General features: G+C 69.5%; 17 protein-coding genes and 1 pseudogene. 7 read left to right on the top strand and 11 right to left on the bottom strand.

Translation table 11 applies throughout. From position 1 onward, the window contains the following. Positions 1-16 precede the first annotated feature (16 nt). The 3 genes from DDF62_RS06100 to purD all read right to left on the bottom strand — a co-directional run bounded on the left by DDF62_RS06100 (position 17) and on the right by purD (position 4120). Entirely contained in the window at positions 17-1327 is a 1311-nt protein-coding gene (locus DDF62_RS06100) for a metal-dependent hydrolase family protein (protein ID WP_116488305.1), read from the bottom strand. A 227-nt stretch (positions 1328-1554) separates the two neighbouring features. Further along, a complete protein-coding gene (locus DDF62_RS06095; RefSeq protein ID WP_116488304.1) occupies positions 1555-2628 on the bottom strand; it encodes a phosphotransferase family protein in 1074 nt (357 codons plus the stop codon). A 208-nt stretch (positions 2629-2836) separates the two neighbouring features. Next, positions 2837-4120: a phosphoribosylamine--glycine ligase gene (gene purD, locus DDF62_RS06090; RefSeq protein ID WP_116488303.1), complete on the bottom strand. Its 1284-nt coding sequence runs from the start codon at positions 4118-4120 to the stop codon at positions 2837-2839. A gap of 177 nt (positions 4121-4297) precedes the next feature. Here purD and DDF62_RS06085 point away from each other — a divergent pair, with 177 nt between their 5' ends. Next, entirely contained in the window at positions 4298-5929 is a 1632-nt protein-coding gene (locus DDF62_RS06085; protein ID WP_116488302.1) for a PAS domain-containing sensor histidine kinase, read from the top strand. Between the two features lie 451 nt (positions 5930-6380). Beyond that, the gene (locus DDF62_RS06080; RefSeq protein WP_116488301.1) at positions 6381-7004 is read left to right on the top strand and encodes a cysteine hydrolase family protein; all 624 of its coding nucleotides are present in this window, start codon (positions 6381-6383) and stop codon (positions 7002-7004) included. A gap of 17 nt (positions 7005-7021) precedes the next feature. Here the strand turns inward: DDF62_RS06080 and DDF62_RS26070 are convergent. Together DDF62_RS26070 and DDF62_RS06075 are read right to left on the bottom strand one after the other, a co-directional pair. Further along, positions 7022-7126, bottom strand: a pseudogene (locus DDF62_RS26070) (hypothetical protein); the annotation flags it as partial. After that, on the bottom strand, positions 7123-7791 hold the full coding sequence (locus DDF62_RS06075) for a cation efflux transmembrane domain-containing protein (protein ID WP_116488466.1): 669 nt from the start codon (positions 7789-7791) through the stop codon (positions 7123-7125). The pseudogene DDF62_RS26070 and the gene DDF62_RS06075, both read right to left, overlap by 4 nt. A gap of 60 nt (positions 7792-7851) precedes the next feature. Between DDF62_RS06075 and DDF62_RS06070 the strand changes: the two genes are divergently transcribed. Then, entirely contained in the window at positions 7852-8250 is a 399-nt protein-coding gene (locus DDF62_RS06070; RefSeq protein WP_116488300.1) for a MerR family transcriptional regulator, read from the top strand. Positions 8251-8545: 295 nt separating this feature from the next. Here the strand turns inward: DDF62_RS06070 and phoB are convergent, their stop codons facing one another. From phoB to DDF62_RS06040, 6 genes are all read right to left on the bottom strand, one after another. Beyond that, positions 8546-9238 carry a phosphate regulon transcriptional regulator PhoB gene (phoB, locus tag DDF62_RS06065; protein ID WP_058349669.1) on the bottom strand — a complete coding sequence of 231 codons (693 nt, stop codon included), beginning with the start codon at positions 9236-9238 and terminating at the stop codon, positions 8546-8548. Between the two features lie 21 nt (positions 9239-9259). After that, the gene (gene phoU / locus DDF62_RS06060; protein ID WP_116488299.1) at positions 9260-9952 is read right to left on the bottom strand and encodes a phosphate signaling complex protein PhoU; all 693 of its coding nucleotides are present in this window, start codon (positions 9950-9952) and stop codon (positions 9260-9262) included. A 19-nt stretch (positions 9953-9971) separates the two neighbouring features. Further along, the gene (pstB, locus tag DDF62_RS06055) at positions 9972-10814 is read right to left on the bottom strand and encodes a phosphate ABC transporter ATP-binding protein PstB (RefSeq protein WP_425267026.1); all 843 of its coding nucleotides are present in this window, start codon (positions 10812-10814) and stop codon (positions 9972-9974) included. A 55-nt stretch (positions 10815-10869) separates the two neighbouring features. Next, positions 10870-12183 (bottom strand): phosphate ABC transporter permease PstA, encoded by a 1314-nt coding sequence (gene pstA / locus DDF62_RS06050; RefSeq protein ID WP_116488297.1) that lies wholly within the window; start codon positions 12181-12183, stop codon positions 10870-10872. Continuing rightward, entirely contained in the window at positions 12176-13618 is a 1443-nt protein-coding gene (gene pstC, locus DDF62_RS06045; RefSeq protein WP_116488296.1) for a phosphate ABC transporter permease subunit PstC, read from the bottom strand. Before pstC ends, pstA begins: the two co-directional genes overlap by 8 nt. A gap of 101 nt (positions 13619-13719) precedes the next feature. Then, positions 13720-15177: a sensor histidine kinase gene (locus DDF62_RS06040; protein ID WP_116488295.1), complete on the bottom strand. Its 1458-nt coding sequence runs from the start codon at positions 15175-15177 to the stop codon at positions 13720-13722. Between the two features lie 244 nt (positions 15178-15421). Between DDF62_RS06040 and DDF62_RS06035 the strand changes: the two genes are divergently transcribed. The 4 genes from DDF62_RS06035 (at position 15422) to DDF62_RS06020 (ending at position 22819) form a co-directional block, all read left to right on the top strand. Beyond that, the gene (locus tag DDF62_RS06035) at positions 15422-18658 is read left to right on the top strand and encodes an autotransporter outer membrane beta-barrel domain-containing protein (protein WP_116488294.1); all 3237 of its coding nucleotides are present in this window, start codon (positions 15422-15424) and stop codon (positions 18656-18658) included. 212 nt (positions 18659-18870) lie between these two features. Beyond that, a complete protein-coding gene (locus DDF62_RS06030; RefSeq protein ID WP_244286726.1) occupies positions 18871-20403 on the top strand; it encodes an OprO/OprP family phosphate-selective porin in 1533 nt (510 codons plus the stop codon). 236 nt (positions 20404-20639) lie between these two features. Beyond that, the gene (locus DDF62_RS06025; protein ID WP_116488293.1) at positions 20640-21668 is read left to right on the top strand and encodes a sulfate ABC transporter substrate-binding protein; all 1029 of its coding nucleotides are present in this window, start codon (positions 20640-20642) and stop codon (positions 21666-21668) included. A gap of 104 nt (positions 21669-21772) precedes the next feature. Continuing rightward, entirely contained in the window at positions 21773-22819 is a 1047-nt protein-coding gene (locus DDF62_RS06020; protein ID WP_116488292.1) for a sulfate ABC transporter substrate-binding protein, read from the top strand. Positions 22820-22981 lie beyond the last annotated feature (162 nt).

The raw sequence follows: 22981 nt of genomic DNA, 5'->3' as shown, positions 1-22981 counted from the left end.
CACAGGGGGAGGATCTTTATTTCACAACCACCCCGCCCTTGATCACCGTCTCCACTTTCTGGAGCACGGACACGTCGGCCAGCGGGTCGCCCGACACGGCCACCAGGTCGGCCGCCTTGCCCGGCGCCAGCGAGCCGACCTCGGCCGAGATCCCCAGGTGGTCGGCGGCGTTGACGGTGGCGGCGCGGATGGCGTCCAGCGGCGACAGGCCCGCGCGGTTCAGCAGCACGAACTCGTAGGCGTTGTCGCCATGGGCGCTGACGCCGCTATCGGTGCCGAAGGCGATCTTGACGCCGCCGGCGTTGGCGCGGCGGGCCATGTCCAGCATCTTGGGGCCGGCTTCCAGGGCCTTTGCCGTCTGGGCGGGCGTGAAGAAGTTGCCCGGGCTGGCGGCGATGCGGGCCACGTAGTCGCCGGCCATCAGGGTCGGCACCAGATAGGCGCCGTTCTTCTTGAAGAGGGCGATGCTGTCGTTGTCGAGATAGGTGCCGTGCTCGATAGAGTCGCCGCCGGCCTTGAGGAAGGCGTTGATGCCGTCGACGCCGTGAGCATGCGCGGTGACCCGGCGGCCCATGCGGTGGGCGCTCTCGACGATGGCGGCCAGTTCGTTGTCGGAAAACTGCTGCGACAGGCCCGCGGCGGTGTTGGACAGCACCCCGCCGGTGGCGGTGATCTTGATGATGTCGGCGCCGCGCCAGACCTGCTCGCGCACCGCGCGGCGGCAGTCGTCGGGGCCCGAGCACACCGATTCCGGCCGCAGCACGTGCATGACCTCCTCGCTGTAGCCGTTGACGTCGCCGTGGCCGCCGTGGATCGACACGGCCGAGCCGGCGGCGATGATCCGCGGGCCCACCACGTCGCCGCGCTTGACGCCGGCGCGCAGGGCGAAGATGGCGGCGTTGTCGGCCCCCAGGTCGGCGACGGTGGTGAAGCCCGCCATCAGGGTCTTGCGGGCGTAGCCGGCCCCGACCATCGCCTGGTCGGCAGACGACTGGGTCACCTCGTCCAGGCGCGAGGTCGGCCCCTGCTGGCCGGTCAGGTGCACGTGGCTGTCGATGAAGCCGGGCAGCACGAAGCGGTCCTTGAGGTCGACCACCACCCCGCCGGGCTCGGACACGTAGCCGTCGGCGATCCGCAACACCTTGCCGTCCTGCAGCACCACCGTCTTGGCGGTCTCGACCTTGCCGGCGGCCGGGTCGGCCAGCAGCTTGCCGGCCTGGACGAAGGTCAGCGGGCCCGCAGCCCCATTGGCGGCTTGAGCCGCGGCGAAAGACAGGGCGGCGGCCGCGACGCCGAGCGCGGCGGCGGCCAGGAAACGGATACGCATGAAGAGAGCCCCTCTGAACGATCTCGCCCCTCCCCAGGGGCGTTTGCGGCAGGATGGCGGGGTCAGGCCAAGGCTGTCACGCCATTTTATCCTCCCCCTGAAGGGGGAGGTGGCCCGAAGGGCCGGAGGGGGAAGTGTCTGATGACTCAGCAACGACCGCAGCCTCCGCAATCCCTTCCCCCTCAGTCGCTTCGCGACAGCTCCCCCTCCAGGGGGAGCATCTTGAGTTACGCCCCCGCCTTCCGCGCGAACATCCACGCCCCCTTGGCCAGCACCGGCACCCGGGCCTCCATCAGCTGAGCGTGGGCGCTGGCCGCCGTGCCGTCGCGCACGCGGCCGACGATGCCCTGGCAGATGCCGGCCAGGCGGAAGAGGTTGTAGCTGAAGTACCAGTCCAGCTGCGGCAGGCCTTGGCGCCCCGTCGCGGCGCAGTAGCGGGCCACGGCTTCCTCGATGGTGGGGATTCCGTAGGCGGTCAGGTCGGTGATCTCGGCCAGGCCGCCGCGCTGGTCGGACGGCATCACCCAGTTCATCAGGAAATAGGTGAAGTCGGCCAGCGGATTGCCCAGGGTCGACAGCTCCCAGTCCAGCACCGCGATCACGCGCGGTTCGGTGGGATGCAGGATCATGTTGTCGAGGCGGTAGTCGCCATGGACGATCGAGGTCTGGTCATCGGCCGGCGCGCTGGCCGGCAGCCAGTCGATCAGCCGGTCCATCTCGTCGATCTTCGTCGTCTCGCTGGCGCGGTACTGCTTGGTCCAGCGGTCGATCTGGCGGGTGAAGTAGTTGCCCGGCTTGCCGTAGTCGGCCAGGCCCACGGCGGCGTAGTCGACGGTGTGCAGGGCCGCCAGGGTGTCGATCTGGGCCTCGTAGATCGCCCGCCGCTCAGGTGGAGCATAGTCCGGAAGCGTCCCGTCCCACAGGATGCGGCCCTCCACGTTGTCCATCACGTAGAAGATCGTGCCGATCACGCCCTCGTCCATGCACAGGGCGTAGGGCCGGGCGACGGGGAACTTCGCCTGGTGCAGGCCCGAGATCACCTTGAACTCGCGGTCGACGGCGTGGGCGCTGGGCAAGAGCTTGCCAGGCGGCTTGCGGCGCAGGACGTAGCGCTTGGCGGGCGTCACGAGCTGGTAGGTGGGATTGCTCTGCCCGCCCTTGAACTGGCGCACCTCCAGCGGGCCGGCATAGCCCTCGACGTTCGCCTCCAGCCAGGCGGCCAGGGCGGCCTCGTCGATCGCATGGCGCGGATCGACCGGCTTGGTGCCCGAATTCAGCTCCTGAGCGGACGGCTCGGCCACGGCGCTTCACTCCCAACATTTGTTTGAATGGGAGTTTAGAGACGGCGACGTCGGACGCAATACAAAACCCCCTTCCCCCTTGATGGGGGAAGGGTCGGGGATGGGGGTGGTCACGGCGTCGGCGGCTGGCGCGGGCGGCCAGTTCAGCAGGTCCCCCCCAACCCTGCCCTTCCCCCATCAAGGGGGAAGGGTTCTTCCAGGGATCAGCTCAATGCTGGCTCAGCGCCCGCCAGCCGATGTCGCTGCGGTAGAAGCCGCCTTCCAGCGACACCGTGCCCAGCGCGGCATAGGCCACGTCGCGGGCCTCGTGCAGGGTCGCGCCCAGGGCGCAGACGTTGAGCACGCGGCCGCCGGACGCCACGAGACGGCCGTCGGCGTCGCGGGTCGTGCCGGCGTGGAAGATCTCGGCCTCGTGGCCGTAGTCGGCCTCGGCGCCCTGGATCAGGCCGCCGGTCTTGGGGGCGTCGGGATAGCCTTCGGCGGCCAGCACCACGCAGATCGCCGCCTCGTCGCGCCACTTGGGCGGCTCGGCGCTCGCCAGCTGACCTAGCGCCGCGGCCAGCAGGGTCGGGACGATGTCGCTTTCCAGGCGCAGCATCAGCACCTGGCATTCCGGATCGCCGAAGCGGGCGTTGTATTCGACGAGCTTGGGGCCCGTGGGCGTCAGCATCAGGCCGGCATAGAGCACGCCCACATAGGGATTGCCCTCAGCCGCCATGCCCTCGACGGTCGGCACGATCAGTTCGCGCCAGGCCTGCTCGACCAAGGCCTGGGTCAGCACGGGCGGCGGCGAATAGGTGCCCATGCCGCCGGTGTTGGGACCCTCGTCGCCGTCATAGGCGCGCTTGTGGTCCTGGGCCGCGCCGAAGAAGATCGCAGTCTCGCCATCGCACACCGCGAAGAGCGAGGCCTCCTCGCCGTGCATGAACTCCTCGATGACCACCCGGGCGCCGGCCGAGCCGAAGCGGCCGCCCAGCATGTCGACCACCGCGGCGTCGGCCGCCGCGCGGTCAGGAGCGATGACCACGCCCTTGCCGGCGGCCAGGCCGTCGGCCTTGATCACGAACGGCGCTTCCAGGGTGTCGAGGAATTCGCTCGCCGAAGCCGCGTCCTCGAACACGCCGTAGGCGGCGGTCGGCAGGTCGTGGCGCTTGCAGAAGTCCTTGGTGAAGGCCTTGGAGGTTTCTAGCTGGGCGGCGCGCTGCGATCCGCCAAAGCAGGGGATGCCGATCTCGGCCAGCTTGTCGGCGAGACCCACTTCGAGCGCCGACTCCGGGCCGACCACCACCAGGTCGGCGCCGATCTCCTGGGCCAGCGCCACCAGGCCGTCGGCGTCGGTCGCCTTGACGGGCCTCAGCTCGGCCACGGTCGCGATCCCCGGGTTGCCCGGGGCGGCGACGAGGCGGCCGCACAGCGGCGATTGCGCGATCTTCCAGGCCAGGGCGTGCTCGCGCCCGCCGGACCCGACGAGGAGGATGGTCAGCTTTTCCATGAGCCGGGGATGTCGCGCGCGCGGGGGCGCGGGTCAAGCGCCCGCTGCGTCCGATCGTCCATCACCCCATCCTGCGACGCTTGGCCCGATTGCCAGGCGCCCCGCGCGCGGGCTTCTTTCTGTGCAAATTCGCACGTCCAGGGCAGGACGCGCGCCACGGGGCTATCTTAAAGACACATGGCCAAGGACGACCATCACCTTCCGCGCGACCCGGCGGCCGCGACGGACGCCGCTTCCCACCCGGCCAAGGCCCTGCACTCCTGGGCCTTCCTCGACGCCGTGGTCGAGAGCGTGCCGGCCATGCTGGTGGTCAAGAACGGCCGCGACGGCCGCTTCGTGCTGGTCAACCGCACCGGCGAGGAACTGCTGGGCGTGCCGCGCGAGGACCTGATCGGCCGCAACGACGCCGATTTCTTCCCGCCCGAGCAGGCCGCCTTCTTCGCCGAGATGGACGCCAAGGTGCTGGCCAGCGACCGGCTGTGGGTGATCGACGAGGAGCCGCTGAAGACGCCGCACAACGGCGACCGCTGGCTGCAGACCAAGAAGATCGCCATCCCCGGCGAGGGCGACGAAAAGCTGCTGCTGATCATCAGCGAGGACATCACCGAGCGGAAGAAGTCGGCGATCGCGCTGGAGGCCGCGCTTGAGCGGGCCCGCGCCGCCAGCGTCGCCAAGTCCGAGTTCCTGGCCAATATGAGCCACGAGATCCGCACGCCCCTGAACGGCGTGCTGGGCATGGCCCAGGTGCTGGCCCAGACCGAGCTGACCCCGCGCCAGCGCGAGATGATGGACGTGATCCTCAGCTCCGGCCGCACCCTGAACGCCCTGCTCAGCGGCATCCTGGATCTGGCCAAGATCGAGGCCGGCGAGATCGAGCTGGAGGCCGCGCCCTTCGACCTGCGCGCGGCGGTCACCGCCTGCGCGGCCACCTTCGAGGGCCTGGCTCACCAGAAGGGCCTGTCCTTCTCGCTGAAGTTCGACGAGCCCTTCCCGCAGCGGGTCACCGGCGACGCGCTGAAGTTCGGCCAGATCGTCAACAACCTGATCAGCAACGCGGTGAAGTTCACCTGCGAGGGCTCGGTCAGCGTCCACGCCAGCGCCAGGACCGTCGAAGGGGCCGATGGCGACGAGGTGCTGCTGACCCTCACCGTCGAGGACACCGGCGAGGGCTTCACGCCCGAGGTGCAGGCCAGCCTGTTCGAGCGCTTCGTGCAGGGCGACGGCTCGATCACCCGCCGGTTCGGCGGCTCGGGCCTTGGCCTGTCGATCGCCCAGCGGTTCGCCAAGCTGATGGGCGGCGACATCGCCTGCGTCTCCACGCCCGGCGAAGGCGCCCGTTTCACCCTGACCGCCCGCCTCGCCCCGGCCGCCCCGGAAGCCCCGGCGCCGGCCCGGCGCGCGCCGAAGGCCGCCGCGCCCGAGCGCCTGCGGGTGCTGCTGGCCGAGGACCATCCGACCAACCAGCGGGTGGTCGAGCTGATGCTCGACGGCGTCGCCGACGTGGTCGTCACCGAGGATGGCGAGGCGGCCCTGCGCGCCTACCAGGCGCAGGACTTCGACCTCGTTCTGATGGACACCCAGATGCCGGTGATGGACGGGCTGACGGCCATCCAGGAGATCCGCCAGCGCGAGCGGGCCGCCGGCCGCCTGCGCATCCCGATCATCTCGCTGACCGCCAACGCCATGCCCCACCAGGTGGAAGCCTGCCTTTCGGCCGGCGCCGACCTGCACCTGGCCAAGCCGGTCACGGTCTCGGCCCTGTTCGACGCCATAGCGCAGGCCTGCGAACTGGCGACGGAGCGGGTTTAGGCGGCAGCGCCCTTTTTCATCCCGTCATTCCCGCCTGGAACCGGGGACCTCCACCGCTAGCGACCCAGCCCCGGTGGGCGTCTCCGCAAAGGGTGGTTTGCGATCACCAAAACCCTCTCTCATGGAGACAGGGAGGGGCCCGCGCCGCAAGGCGTGGGAGGGTGAGTGGGTAGGCGAAGCCCTTGGGAAATCTTGGCGTTGCGGGCGATGCGCCGGCACGCCGGCAGAGGGTGTAACCACTCACCCTCCCATGCTTCGCATGGGCCCCTCCCTCTCTCTAAGAGAGAGGGATTCAGGACGGCGCCAACGCCCGCCCTCTTGGCAGGCCCCTCCGTCAGCCGCAAGGGCGAGAATGACGGGAATTTGGGAGAGGCCCCGCCACGACCGGAACATCCAAGCCTTCCACGCCGATCGCGCCCCTCCTGGCGACCTCAGCCGCCAGGAGGCCGCCATGCCGGACGCCTATCCCACGGACCGCACCGCCCTGTTGTTCGTGGATCCCTACAACGACTTCCTGGCCGACGGCGGCAAGCTGTGGCCGCGCGTGGCGGCGACCCAAGGCGCCGAAGGCCTGCACGCGCGGCTGGCGGCCGTGACGGCGGCGGCGCGGGCGGCGGGCCTGCCGGTGTTCATCGTGCCCCACCATCGCTTCGCCCTGGGCGACCTGGACGGCTGGAAGCATCCCTCGCCCTATCTGCAAGGCAGCGCCCGGGCGATGGTGTTCGAAAAGGACGGCTGGGGCGGCCAGTGGCACCCCGACTTCGCGCCCCTGCCCGGCGACGTGATCGTCACCGAGCACTGGGGCTCCAGCGGCTTCGCCAACACCGACCTCGACTATCGCCTCAAGCAGCGCGAGATCACCCACGTGATCCTGATCGGCCTGGTGGCCAACACCTGCATCGAGGGCACCGGCCGCTTCGCCTCGGAGCTGGGCTATCACGTCACCCTGGTCACCGACGCCACGGCCGCCTTCACCGACGAGGCCCTGCACGCGGCCCACGCCATCAACGCCCCGACCTACGCCCACGCCATACTGACGGCCGAGGCGGTGACGGCGGCGCTGGGCCAGCCCTAAGCCCGCCTTGCGGAGCGAAAACCTCGTCCTTCGACAAGCTCAGGATGAGGTTTTCGGGTACCGCGCCTAAATTGGTCCTCACCCTGAGCCCGTCGAAGGGCGAGGACCACGCACGACGTCAGCGCTTCCGCGCCGCCACGCTGAAGCGGGCGGGGGCCGGCGGAGCCTTGGCCTGGCGCAGTTCGCCGCGCGCCTGGCGGACGATCTCCCAGCCGCCTTGCAGGGCCAGCAGCGCCATCACACCGGCCACCAGCAGGTCGGGCCAGCGCGAGTTCGTGCCGAACACGCCCAGCGCCGCCAGCATCACCGCCACATTGCCGATGGCGTCGTTGCGCGAGCAGATCCACACCGAGCGCATGTTGGCGTCGCCGGTGCGGAAGCCATAGAGCATGATCGCCACGGCGACGTTGGCGATCAGGGCGGCCAGGCCCAGGGCGCCCATCACCGGCGCCTCGGGGGTGCGGCCCTCGAACACGCCCCACAGCGTGGCGCCGCTGACCCAGGCCCCGAACGCCAGCATGGTCGCGCCCTTCAGCATCGCCGCCCGGGCCCGCCAGGCCAAGGCCATGCCGGCCACGCCCAGGCTGATGGCGTAGTTGGCCGCATCACCGAAAAAATCGAGGCTGTCGGCCTGCAGCGCCGCCGAGCCCGACAACAGGCCCGCCGTCCCCTCGACGAGGAACATGCCGCCGTTGACCACCAGCGCGATCCACAGCGCCAGGCGCCAGCGCCCCGACGGCGGAGCGCTCTGGGGCTTGCAAAGATCGTCGCCGCAGCAACCGGACATCTGGACCTCCATCGAGAAGGCCCCATCTCTGCACCCTGTAGTCGCTACAGGGTCAAGAGCATGCCTGCACTATCCATCGGAGACCTCGCCCGCCGCACCGGCGTGCCGGTCGAGACGATCCGCTATTACGAGCGCATGGGCCTCCTGCCCAAGCCGCCGCGCACGGAAGGCAACTACCGCGCCTACGAGACCGGCCACGAGCGGCGGCTGGCCTTCGTCAAGCGCTCGCGCGACCTGGGGTTCGGGCTGGACGCCATCCGGGCGCTGCTGGATCTCGCCGACGGCGCCGACCGCCCCTGCGGCGAGGTCGACGCCCTGGCCCGCGACCAGCTGGCCGAGGTCGAGCGCAAGATCGCCGACCTCACGGCCATGCGCGCCGAACTGCAGGACATGCTGGGCCACTGCCGCGCCGACACGGTGGCCGACTGCGAGATCATCGGGCGGCTGCGGGGGAAATGATCGACCCTCTCTCTTTGAGAGAGGGAGGGGCCCGCCGCGCAGCGGTGGGAGGGTGAGAGGTTTCACCGCTTACCGGGAAACCTCTTACCGTTCTCTCCATCGTCATCCGGGCGCCGCGTACCGGAGAGCCGGGGTCGCCGCACTGCGTCGGCCCCTGGGTCCCGGATAAGCCCTTCGGGCTTTCCGGGATGACGGGTGGTTTGGGGAACGGCGCCTTGTCCGGTGAGACTGTAACCTCTCACCCTCCCACGCCCTTGGCGTGGGCCCCTCCCTCTCTCTCAGAGAGAGGGAATCCTTACGCCGCCTCGACGTCCAGCGAGTAGCCCGCCGAGCGGACGGTGCGGATCGGGTCGGCTTCGGTCGAGCCGTTCAGGGCCTTGCGCAGGCGGCCGATGTGGACGTCGACCGTGCGGGCCTCGACATAGACGTCCGAGCCCCAGACGGCGTCCAGCAGCTGTTCGCGGCTGAACACCCGGCCCGGATGCTGCATCAGGTAGTCGAGCAGGCGGAACTCGGTCGGGCCAAGGTGCACTTCCTTGCCCTGGCGCTTCACGCGGTGGGCGACCCGGTCGATGACGATGTCGCCGACCGTGATGCGGTCATCGGCCAGGGCCGGGCGGATGCGGCGCATCACGGCGCGGACCCGGGCGGTCAGCTCGACCATCGAGAACGGCTTGACCACATAGTCGTCGGCGCCGGTGTCGAGGCCGCGGATGCGGTCGCTTTCCTCGCCGCGCGCCGTCAGCATGATGATCGGCACGTTGCGGGTGTCGGTGCGGCCGCGCAGGCGGCGGCAGACCTCGATGCCCGAGACCTTGGGCAGCATCCAGTCGAGGATGACGAGGTCCGGCGCGCGTTCGCTGGCCAGGGTCAGGGCTTCCTCGCCGTCGGCGGCCACCGCGACCTGGTAGCCTTCCTTGTCGAGATTGTAGTGAAGCAAGGTGGCCAGGGCGTCCTCGTCCTCGACCACCAGAACGTACGGAGTCACTTCTAAAGGCCTCCCGAAAGCTTACTGAGCGACGACGTCGAGCTTGGGACGCTGGGAGATGATCTCCTCGCCCGTCAGCTCGAAATGGATGATCTCGGCGATGTTGGTGGCGTGGTCGCCGATCCGCTCAAGGTTCTTGGCGACGAACAGCAGGTGCGTGCACGCGTTGATCGTGCGCGGATCGCCCATCATGTAGGTCAGCAGTTCGCGGAAGATCGAGTTGTAGTGCTCGTCGACTTCCTCGTCGCTGCTCCAGACGTTGATGGCGCGCTGCACGTCCGAGGCGGTGTAGGCGTCCAGCACGTCCTTCAGGCGGCTCTGCACCAAGCGGCCCATGCGCTCGATCGAGCGGGTCAGGGCGCTCATAGGCTCGGCCTCGGTCAGGATGATGGCGCGCTTGCCGATGTTCTTGGCCATGTCGCCGCAGCGCTCGAGGCTCATCGAGATCTTCAGGGCGGCGACGGCGTGGCGCAGGTCCACGGCCATCGGCTGGCGCAGGGCGATCAGGCGGAAGGCCTTGCGCTCGATCTCGACCTGCAGGCTGTCGAGACGCTCGTCGCGGCCGACCACCAGCTGGGCCAGCGGGGCGTCGCGGCGGGCGATGCAGTCGACGGCGTCGGCGACCTGGGCCTCGGCGAGGCCGCCCATGCGGGTGACCTCGGCGGTCAGGTGGTTCAGCTCTTCGCCGTAGGATTTGACGGTATGTTCGGTCATGTGCCTCGTCCCCTCTGGCTTAGCCGAAGCGGCCGGTGATGTAGTCCTGGGTGCGGCTGTCGCGAGGATTGGTGAACATCTCCTCGGTCGGTCCGCTCTCGACCAGCTTGCCCAGGTGGAAGAAGGCGGTCTTCTGCGACACGCGGGCGGCCTGGGCCATCGAGTGGGTGACGATGACGATGCAGAACTGGCTGCGCAGCTCGTCGATCAGCTCCTCGATCTTGGCCGTGGCGATCGGGTCCAGCGCCGAGCAGGGCTCGTCCATCAGGATCACTTCGGGCGAGACGGCGATGGCGCGGGCGATGACCAGGCGCTGCTGCTGGCCGCCCGACAGGCCGGTGCCGGGCTGGTGCAGGCGGTCAGCGACCTCGTTCCACAGGCCGGCCTTCTTGAGGCTGCTCTCGACGATGCTTTCCAGCTCGTCCTTGCGGGTGGCCAGGCCGTGGATCTTCGGACCGTAGGCGACGTTCTCGAAGATGGTCTTGGGGAACGGGTTCGGCTTCTGGAACACCATGCCGACGCGCGAGCGCAGCACCACCGGATCGACGCTCTTGGCGTTGACGTCGGCGCCGTCGATCTCGATCGAGCCCTGCACGCGGGCCGACGGGATGGTGTCGTTCATCCGGTTGATGCAGCGCAGGAAGGTCGACTTGCCGCAGCCCGACGGGCCGATGAAGGCGGTGACCGACTTGGCCGGGATGTCGAGGGCGACGTCGAACAGCGCCTGCTTCTCGCCGTAGAAGACGTTGACGTCGCGGGCGCGGATCTTGAACTCGCGGGTCTCGACCGTCCCGTGGCCCTGCGGCACGGCGGTGTGGATCACGGGCGCGGCGACGGAGGCGTCGCGGTTCTGGGTGGGCATGGCGTGTCCCTGGACGAGGGCGAGAGCGTTGGGGTTGGTGACGGTCATCTTGATCCTACCACCGGCGTTCGAAGCGGCGGCGCAGGATGACGGCCGCGGCGTTCATGACGATCATGAAGACGAGAAGCACGAGGATGGCCGCGGCGGTGCGCTCGTGGAAGGCCCGCTCCGAGGCGTTCTCCCAGATGAACACCTGAACGGGCAGCACCGTCGAGGCGCCGGTGAAGCCTTCCGGCACGCCGGGCACGAACGAGACCATGCCGATCATCAGCAGCGGAGCCGTCTCGCCCAGCGCATGCGCCAGGGACAGGATGGCGCCGGTCATCACGCCGGGCATGGCTAGCGGCAGCACGTGGTGGAACACGGTCTGGGCGCGGGAGGCGCCGACGCCGAGGGCGGCTTCGCGGATCGAGGGCGGCACGGCCTTGAGGGCCGAGCGGGTGGCGATGATCACCGTGGGCAGCGCCATCAGGGCCAGCACCAGGCCGCCGACCAGCGGCGAGCTGCGCGGCACGTGCAGCCAGTTGATGAAGAGCGCCAGGCCCAGCAGGCCGTAGACGATCGAAGGCACGGCCGCGAGGTTGTTGATGTTGACCTCGATGACGTCGGTCCAGCGGTTCTTGGGCGCGAACTCTTCCAGGTAGACCGCGGCCAGCACGCCGACCGGCACCGCGATCAGGGCGGTGATGACCAGCATCAGGGCCGAGCCGACCACCGCGCCCAGCACGCCGGCCTGTTCGGGCTCGGTCGAGTCGGACTTGGTGAAGAAGCCGACATTGAAGCCGCCCTTGACGGTGCCGTCCTTCTCCAGCTGGTCCAGCCAGGCCAGCTGCTGGTTGTCGAGCTTGCGGTCTTCCTCGGCGGTCGAGCGCTTGATCTCGCCCTTGAAGTAGAGGTCGGCGTCGGCCTTCACCGGACCGGTGACCTCGATGGTCTTGCCGATCACCGACGGGTCGGCCTTGATCTTGTCGAGCAGCTGGAAGCCGAGATCGCGCGAGACCAGGTCCATGACCTTGCCCGACGTCGTGCCCAGGTCGTCGTCCTGGATGTTCAGCTTCTTCATCACCGCCTCGGCGACGATGTAGTCGTAGTTGACCCCGTCCAGCGCGGTGCGGTCGATGCGGTCCGGGTTCAGGTAGACCGGCACGCTGATCGAGTGGGTCTCGAAGGTGGTGTAGCCCTGGGCGACGATGCGGCCGACCAGCACGACCAGGAAGATCATCGCCACGACGATGGCGGCGATGCCCTGGGCCTTGAACCACATCTCCGAGCGGTAGCGCTTCTTCAGGCGCGCCTCGGCGGCCGAGAGCTGCGGGCGGGGACCCTGCTCGCGCGGGGCGGCGCCGGCGTTGATGGCGGCGTCAGTCATATTGTTCCCGATACTTCTGGACGATGCGCAGGGCGATGATGTTCAGCGCCAGGGTCACGACGAACAGCGTCAGGCCCAGGCCGAAGGCCGAGAGGGTCTTGGGGCTGTCGAACTCCTGGTCGCCGGTCAGCAGGGTGACGATCTGCACCGTGACGGTGGTGACCGTGTCCAGCGGGTTGGCGGTCAGCTTGGCTTGCAGGCCCGCGGCCATGGTCACGATCATGGTCTCGCCGACGGCGCGGGAGACGGCCAGCAGCATGGCGGCCATGATGCCCGGCAGGGCGGCGGGAAGGATGACCTTCTTGACCGTCTCGGACTTGGTGGCGCCCATGGCGTAGCTGCCGTCGCGCAGGGACTGCGGCACGGCGTTGATGATGTCGTCCGACAGCGACGAGACGAACGGGATCAGCATGATCCCCATCACCACGCCGGCCACCAGGGCCATCTGGTTCTGCACCTGCATCAGGTACTGGGCGATCCCGTCCAGCGGGCCGCCGGCCATGCCCTCGCCGATGGCGTTGAAGAAGGCCCGGAACAGCGGACCAACGGTCAGGGCGGCGAAGAAGCCGTAGACCACGGTCGGCACGCCGGCCAGCACCTCGAGCAGCGGCTTGACCACCGAGCGTACGCGGCGGTCGGCGTATTCCGAGAGATAGATCGCCGAGTAGAGGCCGACGGGCGCGGCCACCAGCATGGCGATCAGCATGATCAGGAAGGTGCCGGCGAACAGCGGCACGGCCCCGAAGGCGCCCGACGAGGCCACCTGGTCGGCGCGCATCGCGATCTGCGGGCTCCACTCGGTGCCGAACAGGAAGGCCAGCGGATTGACGCTCTGGAAGAAGCGCCAGCTTTCCCAGACCAGCGACAGCACGATGCCCAGGGTGGTCAGCACGGCGGCGACCGAGCAGGCGATCAGCAGGCCGTTGATCCAGCCTTCCACGCGGTTGCGGGCGCGGAACTCCAGACCCACGCGCGGCAGGGCCATAAGCACGCCGATCAGCGCGACCAGGGCGGCCAGGCCGATCGTGGTGTAGCGCACGGTGGCGGTGATCTTGGCGGACTCGGCGACCTTGGCGTCGAGCGCGGTCTTCAGTTCGCCCTCGTAGACGACTTCCGACGGCGATTCCTTGGCCGCGATGGCGCGGGCGTCGCTGAAGAACACGTCCTGGCGGTCGGGGGTCAGCGAGGCGATGGCGGCCGGGCGCTCGGCCTGCAGCACCGCCTCCTCGATGCGGCCGCCGAACACGGCGCCGAGCAGGAGGAGCAGGGCGGCGGGGGCGCCGGCCCACAGGGCGGCGTAGGCGCCGTAATAGTTGGGCAGCGAGTGCAGGCGCACCGAAGCGCCGCCGGCGGCCTTGAGCGCCCGGCCGCGGCCGAGCAGGAACGCCGCCAGCGCGAACAGCGCCAGGAACAGGAGCGAGAGCCAGGTCAGCATGCGTGAAGCGGTCTTGCGCTGGATGCGAAGACGGCGCCCGTTGCACCGCCCCGCCCGTCAACCGATCTATGCCGGCCGGGCGACGACCTTATGCGACGTTTCTACGACAGTTTTACGACACCGGCCGGCGCGGGCTCTTCCGAGACCCCTGGATCCTTGCCCTGCAAGGCCTTGGCCATCGGCAGATAGACCCCGAAGGTGGCGCCCTCGCCCCGGACGGATTCCACGTGCAGCCCGCCCCGGTGGCGGTTGACGATGTGCTTGACGATGGCCAGGCCAAGGCCCGTGCCCTGGCGCTCGCCGCTCTTCTGGCCCTCGACGCGGTAGAAGCGCTCGGTCAGGCGCGGCAGGTGTTCGCGGGCGATGCCCGGACCCCGGTCGCTGACCCGCAGGCCGGCATAGAATTCCTCGACGGCGGAATGGTCGGGGGTCAGCAGCGCCAGGCGGGCGGCGGCCGGGTCGCGCGCGGCGACGGCCGTGGCCGGGGTCAGGCCGGGGAAGATCTCGACCCGCACCGTCCCGTCCTTGGGCGTATACTTGATGGCGTTGTCCACCAGGTTCTGGATCACCTGGACGATCTGGTCGCGGTCGCCCTCGACCACGGCCGCGCCGCGCGGCGGCAGGATGGCGTCGAAGGCGACCTGCTTGTCGCGGGCCTGCGGGGCCAGGGCGTCGATGACGTCCTGGGCGGCCATGGCCAGGTCGACCCGGCCGGCCGGGGCGATGTGCTCGTTGAGCTCGATGCGCGACAGGCTCATCAGGTCGTCGATCAGCCGCGACATCCGCTCGGCCTGGGCCTGCATGATGGCCAGGAACTTGTCGCGGGCGCCCGGATCCTCCTTGGCGTGGCCGCGCAGGGTCTCGATGAAGCCCGACAGCGAGGCCAGCGGCGTGCGCAGCTCGTGGCTGGCGTTGGCCAGGAAGTCGGCGCGGGTGCGTTCGGTGCGGCGCACGTCGGTCTCGTCGCGCAGCACCAGCAGAGCCAGGTGCGAGCCGGCCTCGTCGCGCCCCAGCGGCCGGGCCTGGGCGGTCCAGTCGCGCCCCTGCGAGCCGACGCCGGTCCATTCGACCGTGCGCTCGACGCCGCCGAACAGCGCCTCGTCCACCGCCTCCAGCACCTGCGGGCTGCGCACGGCGGTGACCAGCAGGGCCCCCTCCCGGATGCGGAAGCGCTCGCGGGCGGCGGCGTTGGCGAACACGAAGCGCCGGCCGGTCAGGTCGTCGGCCTCCTCGGCGGCGATGACCATCAACGGATCGGGCAGGTTCTCGGTGATCACGGCGAAGGGCGGCGCGCGGTCGGCCGAGGCGGCGGCGGGCGCCAGGCTGAGCACCGAGTCGTCGAGTCGGCGGCGCAGGCGCCGCAGCAGGATCACGCCGCCGACGCCCAGCAGGATCGCCGCCGGCAGGGCCACGCCCGGCCTGGCCGCGCCCAGGGCGGTCATGGCCACCAGCGCGGTTGGCCCGGCGGCCACGGCGGTCCACGCCCCGACCCAGGCTCCGGCCAAGCCGCCGCCCCAGCGCTCCGGCGCGACCGGCGAGAGGGGAGTAAGGCTGGGCATGGCGAGCGTCCGGGCTCCTTGGAAAGGGCGATGGCCTCCGACGTAGGGCGGGGCGGGGGCCAAGGCTCCTAGGCCAGTTTTGTGACGATGCGATGATTCGACGATCCAGATATGGCGCCGCCGTTGAGCATGGGATAGACGGGGAACCCCCGGATGCGTGTCGGTTGCGGAAGTCACCGCAATTTCGCCGCAACCTGACGCAATCTGGGGATCGAGGGAATTCTCCTTAGGGTGGTCTGTTCGTATGCAGCGCAAGGTCCTGGTCGCGACGGTCGCGGCCGCTCCTCTTATGGCCATGGCCTTGGCCGCGCAGGCCGAGACGGTGGTGAACACCGCGCGGACCACGCCTATCGCCACCGGCTCGGCCGGGACGAACGGCGCGGCCGACGATGTCAAGATCGACACGGCCGGCTCGATCAAGCTGACCGCCAGCGGCGCGCTGGTGACGCTGAACAGCAACAATAAGGTCGCCAACGGCGGCACGCTCAGCACCCAGGGCGTCAACGACTCGACCGGCATCCTGATCAACGGCGGCACGAGCGGCACGGTCACCAACACCGGCACGATCACGCTGGACGAGGACTACACCCCGACCGACACCGACTCGGACGGCGACGTCGACGGCGCCTTCGCGCTGGGCTCCAACCGCTACGGCATCCGCCTGGCCGGCCCCGGCGCCTTCACCGGCGACATCCTGGCCACCGGCGGCACGATCACCATCGAGGGCAACAACTCGGCCGGCATCAAGCTGGACAGCGCGCTGAACGGCAACCTGACCAGCGGCGGCGCGATCGCCGTGACCGGCAACAACAGCTACGGCGTCCACGTCAACGCGCCGGTGACCGGCAAGGTCACCGTCAACGGCAGCGTCTCGGTGCTGGGCCAGAACTCGACCGGCGTTGCGATCGACAACAACATCAACGGCGCCTTCGTCATCCAGGGCGCGGTCACGGCCACCGGCTACCGCTACACCGGTCGCCCGGCCGACAAGGCCGTGCGCGACAAGCTCGACGCCGACGACCTGCTGCAGGGCGGCCCGGCCGTCCGCGTGGCCGGCAGCGTCACCGGCGGCGTGCTGCTCGACATCCGCCCGGCCGACAACGACAGCACCAAGACCGACGAAGACGGCGACGGCGTCGAGGACGCCAACGAAGGCAACGCCGCCCTGGCCGTCTACGGCGCGGCTCCGGCCCTGCTGATCGGTTCGGACACCGGCGCGATCAACATCGGCGTCATCGGCACGGGCGACAACGCCTACGGCCTGCGCGCCCGCGGCGCGATCGTCGCCAACGGCGTCTATGACGGCGTCACCTCGACCGCCATCCAGCTGGGCGGCAACACGGGCCAGGCGACCAACATCGCCAATGGCGCCCTGCTCGAGACCACCATGACCTCGCAGGCCTACGAGGCCAACGCCAACGGCGTGCGGGTGACCGCCGGCGCCAACGTGCCGGTGATCTACAACAAGGGCTCGATCACCACCTACAGCGTCTCGGAAGGCGCGTTCGACGCCCGCGGCATCGTCATCGAGGCCGGCGCCAACGTCCCCAGCCTGCGCAACGGCGGCGTGATCAATTCCAACCTCTTCGGCGAGAAGGGCTCGGCCTACGGCGTCATCGACTATTCGGGCGGCCTGACCTCGATCGAGAACACCGGCTCGATCATCGCGGCGATCTCGCCCACCGACGACGCCGACGACAAGGACGACGCCGACACCGATCCCTCGAACGAGACGATCACCGGCAAGGCCGTGGCCATCGACGTCAGCCGCAACACCACCGGCGTCACCCTGACCCAGAACGGCCTCGCCGACGGCGACGACGGCAAGGACGGCATCGCCGACTCGGACGCCGACGGCGACGGCGTGGACGACGCCGACGAGCCGTCGATCATCGGCGCCATCCGCTTCGGCTCGGGCGCCGACACCTTCAACGTTCTGAACGGCGCCGTGGTCGGCGACATCTCGTTCGGCGACGGGGCCGACACCTTCCGCATCGACGGCGGCGCGGCCGTGATCGGCGCGATCAGCGACAGCGACGGCCGGCTGGACATCAACATCGGCAAGGGCTCGCTGGGCCTGACCAACGCCCAAACCCTCACCATCTCGAACCTGAACCTGGGCGCCGAGAGCAAGCTGGTGTTCACCGCCGACCCGACGGCCGGCACCCACACCCAGCTGGCGGTCACCGGCGCGGCCAACATCGCCAGCGGCGCGCAGCTTGGCCTGCGCCTGACCAGCCTGCTGACCGAAGAGACCTCGTACAAGGTGATCTCGGCCGGCTCGCTGACCGCCGGAAGCTTCGGCCAGGGCCTGCTGGACAACGCGCCGTACATGTACGTCGCCACCGCCAAGGCCCAGGGCAACGACGTCTATCTGGACGTGCGCCGCCGCACCGCCTCGGAAATCGGCCTGGCCCGCTCGGGCGCCTCGGCCTACGACGCCCTGTTCGGCTCGCTGGCCGGCGACAAGGACGTGGCCAACCTGTTCCTGGGCATCAACGACAAGGCCACCTTCGTCCACAACTACAACCAGCTGCTGCCCGACCAGGGCGAAGGCATGTTCGCCACCCTGCAGAACATCAACCAGCAGATCTCGGCCGCCACCGCCATCCGTCCCGATCCGGGCGACCGCTACGGCCCCGACAGCATCTGGGTGCAGGAGATCAACGGCCTGGTCCGCCGCGAGGACGGCGAGACCCTGGGCACCGACACCCAGGCCTTCGGCTTCGTCGCCGGCTATGAAGCCATGGGCGACGCGGGCGGCGCGCTGGGCGTGACCCTGGCCTACACCGCGCTGGAAGAACACGACACGGTCGCCCAGGTCGGCGAGCAGACCACCGCCTCGATCGTGCAGACCGGCGTCTACTGGCGTCGTTCGGTCGGCCCCTGGCGCTTCAACCTCGGCGGCGGCGCCGGCTACGGCTGGTTCGAGAGCAACCGCGTGCTGTTCCTCGACCTCAACGGCGACGGCGTCACCGACGAAGACCGCGTGACCAAGGCCGACTGGGGCGCGGTGACCGCCAACGCCTTCGCCGGCGCGGCCTACGAGGCCAAGCTGGGCCGCTACTTCCTGCGTCCCGAAACGCGCATGGACTACACCTACCTCAACGAGTCGAGCCACGACGAAGTCGGCGGCGGCGACGTGCTGGACGGCGCCATCGGCTCGCGCAAGTGGAGCAACCTGTCGGGCGACCTGGGCCTGGTCATGGGCGCCGACTTCGGCCGCGAGGTGTGGCTGCGTCCGGAAGTGCGCGTCGGCTACCGCAAGACCATCGCCGGCAGCCTGGCCGACACCGTCGTGACCAAGAAGAACGGCAAGTACGTGCTGGAAGCCTTCGACAACCGCGACGGCGCCCTGACCCTGGGCTTCGCCCTGCGGGCCGGCACGGCCATGTCCTACGTCGCCCTGGAAGGCGGCGCGGAAAGCACCAAGCGCCAGAAGCGCTACAACGTGAAGCTCACCGGCCGGACGATGTTCTGACCGTCGACCGCCCTGGCTGAGTAGAGTTGAAGGCCCCGCACAACGTGCGGGGCCTTTTTCGTTCGATCGTCCGCCTTCGGAGCGACACTTGGCCGCAGCGGCCAGGAAAACCAATGACTTGGGTCGTCAAAACTCCGTTTAGAGCCTGCCCGTTAGTCATCTTCTCCTGAGCAATAGGACGGTGGCCGCAAAGCCGCCGCGAGGGGAAGACCGTGACCATCAACCGCCTTGCCTCGCGCATGGCCCTGATCGCCTGCGCCTCGACGCTGGCGATCGCGGGCGGCGCCAGCGCCCAGACACCCGCGCCTCAGACGCCGGGGGACCAGCAGGCCCGCATCGAGGCCCTGGAAGCGCAGCTGAAGCTGCTGCAACAGCAGATCAACGAATTGAAGGCGACCACCGCGGTCAGCCGTCCTGTCGCCACGGCCCCCGCCGCAACCCAGGCGGCTCCGGCCCAGACCCAGGTCGCCGCCGCCGCGCCGGCGCCGAAGGCCGCCTCGCCGCTGCCGGCCGCCACCGTCAGCATCGCCGCCGGCCGCCCGACCATCGCCTCGACCGACGGCGCCTTCACCGCCACCCTGCACGCGGTGATGCAGCTCGACACCGCCCACTACTTCCAGGACAAGGGCCTGCCGGCGGTGATCGGCAACGGCCGCGACCTCAACAGCGGCAGCAACTTCCGCCGGGCCCGCCTGGGCGTCGACGGCCGGTTCTTCAAGAACTTCGACTACTCGATCCTGCTCGACTTCGGCGGCAACGGGACCGACGGCCCCGGCATGCTCCAGGAGCTGTTCGTCCAATACAACTACGCGCCATTCAAGGTGCGGGCCGGCGCCTTCGCGCCGAGCGTGGGCCTCAGCGACGCGGCGTCGCAGAACGGTTCGCTGTTCCCCGAGCGCGCGGCCGTCGCCGAGATGGTGCGGGGCCTGGCCGCCGCCGACCGCCGCTACGGACTGCAGGTGCAGACCTCGGGCGAGAACTGGCTGCTGTCGGCCGCGGCCACCGGCGGCAAGAGCGGCGACGCCCAGACCTTCGACGAGCAGCAGGCCTATGTCGGCCGCGCCGCCTTCGCCCCGGTCAAGAGCAAGGACTGGCTGCTGCACCTGGGCGTCAACGGCGGCTACATCGCCACCCCGGCCCAGACGGCGGTGGGCGGCGGCTACGCCCTGACCCTGACCGAGCGGCCCGAACTGCGCGTCGACGGGACCACCCTGGTCTCGACCGGCGCCCTCGATGCGAAGAACCTGCGCCACCTGGGCGCCGAGCTGGCCGTGCAGCACAAGAGCCTGCTGATCCAGAGCGAGGTGTTCGACATCGCGCTGGAGCGCCGCAACGCCGCCGCCGGGGTCAGCGACCCGAAGTTCGGCGGCTGGTACGTCGAGGGCGGCCTGGTGCTGACCGGCGAGAGCCGCCGCTACAACGCCGCCACCTTCGCCTTTGACGCCCCTTCGATCGCCCACCCCTTCGACCCGAAGGCCGGCCAGTGGGGCGCCTGGGAGCTGGCGGCGCGCTATTCGGTGCTGGACCTCAACCACCACGAGCTGGCCGCCCTGGCGGCCGACCGGGTGCGCGGCGGCGAGCAGACGATCTGGAGCGCCGGGATCAACTGGTTCCCCAACTCGGTGACCAGGGTCTCGCTCGACTACCTGGACGTCGACATCGACCGGCTGGACCCGGCCGGCGGCGCGACCCCGCTCAGCCAGGGCTACCAGGCGGTCAACCTGCGCAGCCAGTTCGCGTTCTAACACTCTCCTCCCTTCCCCCTTGATGGGGGAAGGGTCGGGGATGGGGGTGACTGCCGAGCCGGCGGCGGCGCGGTGTTTGACGCCGCACCACCCCCACCCCTGCCCCTCCCCCATCAAGGGGGAGGGGAATGACGGGAGACGGCAGCCCCCTTTCTGATCCCCCCATCAGAAACACTCGCGCGCGTCGGGACCGCGCATCGGCCAAGGTTACGGGGTCACCTCCACAAGGACGCCCGATGACCCTGCTCCGTCTTCCCACCCGTCGGGACCTCGCCCTCGGCGCCGGCGCCCTGGCGGCGGTTCCCGGCAGCGCGCTGGCCCAGAAGGCGCCCAAGGTCGTCACCCTGCTGAACGTCAGCTACGACCCCACGCGAGAGCTCTACCAGGACATCAACCCGGCCTTCGCCGCCTACTGGAAGCGCCGGGTCGGCCAGACGCTGGAGATCCGCCAGAGCCACGGCGGCTCGGGCAAGCAGGCCCGCTCGGTGATCGACGGGTTGCAGGCCGACGTCGTCACCCTGGCGCTCGCAGACGACATCGACCAGATCGCCGCCCGCGGCCTGACGGCGGCCAACTGGCAGTCGCGCCTGCCGCAGAACTCGGCCCCCTACACCTCGACGATCGTGTTCCTGGTCAGGAAGGGCAATCCCAAGCGGATCAAGGACTGGGGCGACATCGTAAAGCCCGGCGTCCAGATCATCACCCCCAATCCCAAGACCGGCGGCGCGCCGCGCTGGGCCTATCTGGCCGCCTGGGCCTGGGCGCTGAAACAGCCGGGCGGCAATGACGCCTCCGCCCAAGCCTTCGTGCGCCAGCTCTACAAGCAGGTGCCGGTGCTCGACAGCGGCGCCCGCGGCTCGATGACCACCTTCGCCCAGCGGGGCGTCGGCGACGTGCTGCTGACCTGGGAGAACGAGGCGCACCTGGCCCGCCAGGAGTTCGCCGCCGACGGGCTGGAGATCGTCTATCCGTCGCGCTCGATCCTGGCCGAGCCGTCGGTGGCGGTGATCGACAGCGTGGTCAAGCGGCGCGGCACGAAGCTGATCGCCGAGGGCTACCTGAACTTCCTCTACAGCCCGCTGGCCCAGGACCTGATCGGCAAGCACCACTACCGGCCGCGCAATCCGCAGGCCGCGGCCAAGTACGCCGCCAAGTTCCCGAAGATCCCGCTGGCCACCATCGACGGCCAGTTCGGCGGCTGGAAGAAGGCCCAAGCCCGCCATTTCGCCGACGGCGGCGTCTTCGATCAAATCTACCGACCGTGAGAGTCTTCTTGGGCGTGAAACCTACCTAGACAATAGAGTATGAGGCTCGGGTCAGTTTCGCGCGTTATCCCGCACGACCCCACCGGAGCCATAGCGACATCGCCATGACCAACGCCTTCAAGTCTCCCACCCGGCGCGGCCTGCTCGGCGCGGCCGGCGCCGGCGCCGCCGCTCTGGGCGCCCCCGCCCTGCTGGCCGGCCAAGCCCAGGCCGCCGGGTCGGTGACCCTGCTGAACGTCAGCTACGACCCGACCCGCGAGCTCTACAAGGACATCAACACCGCCTACGCCAAGTACTGGAAGGACAAGGTCGGCCAGACCCTGACCATCAACCAGAGCCATGGCGGTTCGGGCAAGCAGGCCCGCTCGGTGATCGACGGCCTGCAGGCCGACGTCGTCACCCTGGCGCTGGCCTACGACATCGACGAGATCGCCGACAAGGCCAAGCTCCTGCCGGCCAACTGGCAGTCGCGCCTGCCGCAGAACTCGACGCCCTACACCTCGACGATCGTGTTCCTGGTCCGCAAGGGCAACCCCAAGAAGATCGCCGACTGGGCCGACCTGGTGAAGCCGGGCGTCGGCGTCATCACCCCCAACCCGAAGACCTCGGGCGGGGCGCGCTGGAACTATCTGGCCGCCTGGGCCTGGGCGCTGAAGCAGCCGGGCGGCAATCCGGCCAAGGCCGAGGCCTATCTGAAGGACCTGTTCGCCCACGTGCCGGTGCTCGACACGGGCGCGCGCGGCGCCACCACCACCTTCACCCAGCGCGGCATCGGCGACGTGCTGCTGGCCTGGGAGAACGAGGCGTTCCTGGCGCTGGAGGAACTGCCGGGCCAATTCGAGATCGTCGTGCCCTCGCGTTCGATCCTGGCCGAACCGCCGGTGGCCCTTGTCGACAAGAACGTCGACCGCCACAAGACCCGCCTGGCCGCCACGGGGTACCTCAACTTCCTCTACAGCCCGCTGGCCCAGGACCTGATCGCCAAGCACCACTACCGCCCGCGCAATGCGGCCGTAGCCAAGAAGTACGCCGGCAAGTTCAAGCAGATCCCGCTGTCGACCATCGACGACACCTTCGGCGGCTGGAAGAAGGCCCAGGCCACGCACTTCGCCGACGGCGGCGTCTTCGACCGCATCTACCGTCCGAAATAGGGCCCGCCCTTTCAAAACTTGACCATTGCAGGCGCGGCGGTCCCCATGGGGCCGCCGCGTTTTGCGTTCCCACGCCGAAGCTTGGTCGGGAACCCGACCCAAGACGAGGCGTTCAGCCGTTGACGGGGCGTCCATAGAACAAAGCCGGGGTCGGGCTCAGGA

The sequence above is a fragment of the Caulobacter radicis genome, assembly GCF_003094615.1.
Classification (GTDB): Bacteria; Pseudomonadota; Alphaproteobacteria; order Caulobacterales; family Caulobacteraceae; genus Caulobacter; species Caulobacter radicis.
The sequence above is the reverse complement of the archived record's forward strand: the minus strand, read 5'-3'. Positions and strand labels throughout refer to the sequence as shown.